The organism is Saccharopolyspora sp. (assembly GCF_017434145.1).
In the GTDB taxonomy this organism is placed as follows: Bacteria; Actinomycetota; Actinomycetes; order Mycobacteriales; family Pseudonocardiaceae; genus Saccharopolyspora_C; species Saccharopolyspora_C galaxeae.
Genome location: NZ_JAFRFW010000993.1, coordinates 1 through 5,040, shown reverse-complemented (window position 1 = coordinate 5,040; position 5,040 = coordinate 1). Strand labels below are relative to the sequence as shown.

The 5,040-nt window shown below is 70.5% G+C and carries 5 protein-coding genes; all 5 read left to right on the top strand.

Annotation, left to right across the window (positions count from 1 at the left end):
- Positions 1 to 882 (top strand): phosphotransferase (locus tag IJH84_RS27045; protein WP_295150547.1); only part of this gene is annotated, 882 nt, incomplete at its 5' end.
- A 531-nt stretch (positions 883 to 1,413) separates the two neighbouring features.
- The gene (locus tag IJH84_RS27040; RefSeq protein WP_295150543.1) at positions 1,414 to 1,683 is read left to right on the top strand and encodes an N-acetyltransferase; all 270 of its coding nucleotides are present in this window, start codon (positions 1,414 to 1,416) and stop codon (positions 1,681 to 1,683) included.
- Between the two features lie 365 nt (positions 1,684 to 2,048).
- Positions 2,049 to 2,411, top strand: coding sequence for a hypothetical protein (locus IJH84_RS27035; protein WP_295150541.1), 363 nt, complete (start codon positions 2,049 to 2,051; stop codon positions 2,409 to 2,411).
- Between the two features lie 68 nt (positions 2,412 to 2,479).
- The gene (locus IJH84_RS27030; RefSeq protein WP_200069824.1) at positions 2,480 to 3,094 is read left to right on the top strand and encodes a carbonic anhydrase; all 615 of its coding nucleotides are present in this window, start codon (positions 2,480 to 2,482) and stop codon (positions 3,092 to 3,094) included.
- Positions 3,095 to 3,323: 229 nt separating this feature from the next.
- On the top strand, positions 3,324 to 4,838 hold the full coding sequence (locus tag IJH84_RS27025) for a SulP family inorganic anion transporter (RefSeq protein ID WP_295150536.1): 1,515 nt from the start codon (positions 3,324 to 3,326) through the stop codon (positions 4,836 to 4,838).
- Positions 4,839 to 5,040: the final 202 nt, after the last annotated feature.

Here is a 5,040-nt window from a genome sequence, read left to right as displayed (position 1 = left end):
GCGCACGACGCCGATCGGCGGCTGCTGGTGCTGGAGGACCTCGGGCGCGGTTCCACGCTCGCCGACGTGCTCTTCGGCGAAGACCCCCGCGCGGCCGAGCGCGCGCTGCTGGCCTGGGCCAGGGCGCTCGGGCGGCTGCACACCACGCTGGCGGGCCGGGAGGCCGATTTCGAGGCGCTGATGCGCCGCGTCGGCGCCAAGTCCTGGACGGACCCGGTAGCCGAGGACATCGCGCGGTCGCTGACCGAACTGCCCGGCCTGCTCGAGCAGACGCTGGACCTGCCGACCTCGCCCGAGGTCTCGGCGCGGCTGGCTTCAGCCGCGGAGCTGCTCGAGTCCGGCCGCTACCGCTCGTTCAGCCCGTCCGACATCTGCCCGGACAACAGCCTGGTCACCGGAACCGGGGTGCGGTTTCTCGACTTCGAGTGGGGCTGCGTGCGCGACGTGGCGCTGGACGCGGCCTACCTGCAGTACCCCTTCCCGTCCTCGTGGTGCTCCTACGCGTTGCCGGAGAACCTGGCCGACGGGATGCTCGCGACCTGGCGATCGGAGATCGCCGAGGTGTGGCCGGAGCTGGACGACGACGAGGTGCTGCTGCCCCGGCTGTTCGACGCGCAGCTGCTGTGGGTGTGGGTGTCGACCTGGTGGTTCCTGCCGCGCACCGGCGAGTCGGACCGGCCGATCGACCTGCACATGCCCTCGCCGCGGCGCAGCACGGCGCTGGTGGACCGGTGGCGGCGGTTGCGCGACGACGCGCAGGCGTGCGGGGAACCGGAGCTGGCCGAGTACGCCTCGCGGATGGTCGACGCGCTGGTGGAGCGCTTCGGCGCGGGTGCGTTGCAGCTGTTGCGGTATCCGGCGTTCCGGACCGAGGAGAAGTGACCAGGCGCTGAGTATGCTGCGCGGCCGTGCAGGACGAAATCTCCGGCGGTGTTGAGCCGGACGCGGTGCGGGTGTCCGAGGTCGAGCGCGCCGCCGCGATGACATGGCCGGCGAGCACGGCGCAGCACCGCGGTGGCTGGTTGCTGCGGTACTGCGCGGATTTGGACCGGTGGCGCTCGAACTCCGCGCTGCCGCCTTCGCGGGTGCGCGATGTAGCGGCCGAGATCGAACAGGTCGTGCGGTTCTACTCCGAGCGCGGTGCTCGTGCTTCGGTGCAGGTCAGCCCGTCGCGGTGGCACGAGGAACTGGACGTCGGGCTGGCGGAGCGCGGTTTCCGGCAGGTGACGCCGGTGCACGTGCTGACCGCCGAGTTGCCGGGGCCGGGCGACGTGCCGGCCGCCGGAGTCGAGGTCCGTCTCGACGACGAGCCGATGAAGCGCTGGCTGGACGCCTCCAGCGCGGTCCGCGGCCGGTCGGAGCCCGGCTTGGCGCGGATCGATCGATCGGCCCGCCCGGTACGCGACCGCCCTGGTGGACGGCGTTGCGGCCGGGATCGGCCTGTTCGTGCGGGAAGGCCGGTGGTGCGCGGTGTACTGCATGGCGACCGCGCCGTGGGCGCGCGGACGGGGCGTGGCTCGTGCGGTGCTGCGCGCGGGCGCCCGCTGGGCAGGCGAGGTGCGGGCGAGCGGCATGTTCCTCCAGGTCGAGCAGGACAACGACGCCGCACGGCGGCTGTACGCGGGCTGCGGTTTCGAGTTCTCGCACGAGTACCACTATCGTGTCGCCGACACTCGCGGTTAATCCGCGGCTCACCCATTCGCAACTTTTCACGTCGTTCGCGAATGGATTTCCGCGAACCATGCGTGTTCGCGCATGTCCGGCAATCCGCTGTCGGAGTGGCCGCACCGCGGTTGCCGGGTGGCGTCCCGGCCCGCCGCTCGGCGGCGGATTAATGTTTCTTCATTTTTAGGGCGATGATCACCCGGTTCGTGGCTTGCGAGTAGACTGCGTTGGTCGGATACCTTGTGTTCGGCGATCCGTCACCCGGCCCCGTTAGCATGGGGCTGCTCGACGAGGTGTCCGAGAGGGACGGATCGAGTCATCCGGCGGGTCATCGTCGACCCGGCCGCTGCGGTCGTTCGGCATCGCAATTTCGCGGAGGAGTCATGAAGGTCAGGATCGTGCGCGCAGGAGTGTTCCTGCTGTTCTCGGTTCTGGTCGCCGTGGTCTCCCCGTTGCAGCCCGCGCTGGCCAGTGATTTGACGATGCGCAACCCGGCCGAGGTCAAATCCGAGATCAAGGAGAACCGGGACACCGGGAAACTGCGCCAGCGCGCGGCGTCCGAGGACGGCACCCGGCGCGAACGGCGCACTCCGGATCGCGGTGCGCCGCTGCCGGACGGGCTGCAAGCGGGCCCCGGCGCGCGGCACGACCTGTTCACCGCCGCCCTGCGCGCGCGCACCAAGCCGCACGAGGCCGCCGCGCGCAGCCGACATGCGCCCGCAACGCTGCAGGTTTATCGGCACTGAGACGTTCGCGCACCACGCGTGCGTTCGACGGCAGACGACGATCCTGAAGCGTCCAGTGAGGCGACAACATGACTTTCGAGCACCTGGTGGACCGTGCGCGCAACCATCCGCGCACGGTGTCCGAAGCGCACCGCAAACGGCTGGCCACCGGTCAGCAGCCGGCCGCGCTGTTCATCACCTGTTCCGATTCGCGGGTGGTCCCCGCGCAGCTCACCGGCGCCCAGCCCGGGGAACTGTTCGAATTGCGGACCGCGGGCAACGTGGTGCCCGAATACGTGCCCGATTCGGCGTCCAGCGAAATGGCCACGATCGAATACGCGGTGCTGCAGCTGAAGGTTCCCGAGATCGTTGTTTGCGGGCACTCGCACTGCGGTGCGGTGACCGCGAAGGCGATCGCCGGGCGCGGGCTGGAAAGCCTTCCCGCGATGCGGGGCTGGCTGGGCACCGGTGAACCGCCGGTATCCGAAGCGCCCGCGCTCGAAGACGGCGTGCGTTCGGAATGCAAGCAGCACGTGCGCGAGCAGCTGCGCACGTTGTTCGAATACCCGTTCATCCGGGAACGGGCCGCCGCGGGCGAGTTGCGGGTGCACGGCTGGTTCTACGAGATCGACACCGGATTGGTCTGGCACTCCGGGGAAACCGGGCCGGATCGGCCGGAAGAGTCGGATTTCCTTCCGTTGTGACATTTCCGCGGCGGTGATCCACCGCCGATTCGTCGGGACTGCCTGACGCCGTCCACCCGGATGCCGCGTTGCCGTTGTGCGGCGCGGCCGGGCGACGGCGCGGCCCCGCGTGTTCAGCGGCGATCACGCGCTCTCGCGGCCGCAGTCCCGCACGCGTTCCCGCACGTCCGCGCGCTAACGGCGCGCGGACGCGCTACCCGTCACTCGAAACTCATACGGAGAGTGCAACGTGACCACTCAAGTCGACGCGACCTCCCGTCGCGCCAAGACCGGCGTCCCGCAGTGGCCGAAGGGAACTTTCGGCGCCGACCTGGGGGCTTCGCTGGTCGTGTTCCTGGTGGCGCTGCCGCTGTGCGTCGGTGTCGCCGTCGCATCCGGCGTGCCCGCCGAACTCGGCATCATCACCGGTGTCGTCGGAGGCATCGTGGTGGGGCTGCTACCGGGCAGCACCATGCAGGTCAGCGGCCCGGCGGCCGGGCTGACCGTGCTGGTGGCCTCGGCGGTGGCCGATTACGGGCTCGGGATGCTCGGCATCATCGTGCTCGGTGCAGGCGTGTTGCAGATCTTGATGGGGCTGGGCCGGATCGGAACCTGGTTCCGGGCGATCTCGCCTTCGGTGGTGCAGGGCATGCTGGCGGGCATCGGCCTGGTGATCATGCTCGGCCAGCTCTACCCGGTGGGCGGGCTGGAGCAGCCCTCCGAGACCTCGGCCAAGTTCGCCGGGCTCCCGGGGCTGGTGAGCACGATGTTCACGACTCCGCAGGGGCTGGCCGGGGTCGCCGTCACCGTGGTGGCGCTGGTGATCCTGTTCGGCTGGCCGAAGCTGCCGGAGAAGGTGCGCAACGTTCCCGCCGCGCTGGTCGCGGTGGTGCTGGTCAGCGGCGCGACCTACGTGCTGGGGCTGCCCCTGAAGACGATCGAGGTCGGCTCCCTGCTGGAGGCGATCAACGTCCCGACCGGCGAGTCGTGGGGCTCCGCGTTCACCCCGGCGGTGCTCGGATCGATGCTGACGTTCGGGCTGATCGCATCGGCGGAGAGCCTGTTCAGCGCGGCCGCGGTCGACCGGATGCACGACCGCCCGAAGACGCAGTTCAACAAGGAGCTCGTCGCCCAGGGCGCGGGCAACGCCGTATGCGGGGTGCTGGGCGCGTTGCCGATGACCGCGGTGATCGTGCGCTCCGGCGCGAACGTCCGCGCGGGGGCGAAGACGAAGCTGTCCCGGATCCTGCACGGCGTGTGGCTGCTGCTGTTCGTGGTGGCGCTGCCGGGCGTGCTGGCGTTCATCCCGACCGCGGTGCTCGCCGCGGTGCTGATCCACGCCGGCTGGAAGCTGCTCGAGCCGGGCAAGGTCGTGCAGCTGGCCAGGACCAACCGCCCGGAGGCTGCGGTGCTGGTGCTGACCGCGGTCATGATCGTGGCCACCGACCTGCTGATCGGCACGCTGATCGGGCTCGCCGCCGCGGTGATCAAGACCGCCTTCGACGTGTCCCGGCTGTCGGTCAAGCAGGAGGAGCAGGGCGAGGACCACGTGCACGTCGAACTCGGCGGCAACGCCACGTTCCTGCGGCTCCCGCGGCTGCTGGAGCGGCTGGAGAGCCTGCCGTCGGACAAGAGCGTGCACTTGGACCTGAGCACCGTCCGGCACCTGGACCAGGCGTGCCACCAGGCGGTGGAGAACTGGGCCGCGCAGCGCGAACGCGACAACGCGCGGACCGAAGTGGCGATGCCGGCCCACGCGGGCTGACCCGCACCGCGCCGGAGGTGCCGTTCGCGCACCTCCGGCGCGGTTTCGTTCCGACCGGCGGGTAGCGTCGAAGCCGTGAGTGACGGCCTGTTCGACGAGGGGTTGTTCGGCGCCGAGACCGAGGACCGCGCCGGGGAACGGCTGGCCGAGAACGCGCCGCTGCCGGTGCGGATGCGGCCCCGTTCGCTGGACGAGGTGCTCG

Coding starts and splice junctions, on each gene's coding strand:
- IJH84_RS27035 (WP_295150541.1), top strand. CDS start 2,049: ATGAAGGTCAGGATCGTGCGCGCAGGAGTGTTCCTGCTGTTCTCGGTT.
- IJH84_RS27030 (WP_200069824.1), top strand. CDS start 2,480: ATGACTTTCGAGCACCTGGTGGACCGTGCGCGCAACCATCCGCGCACG.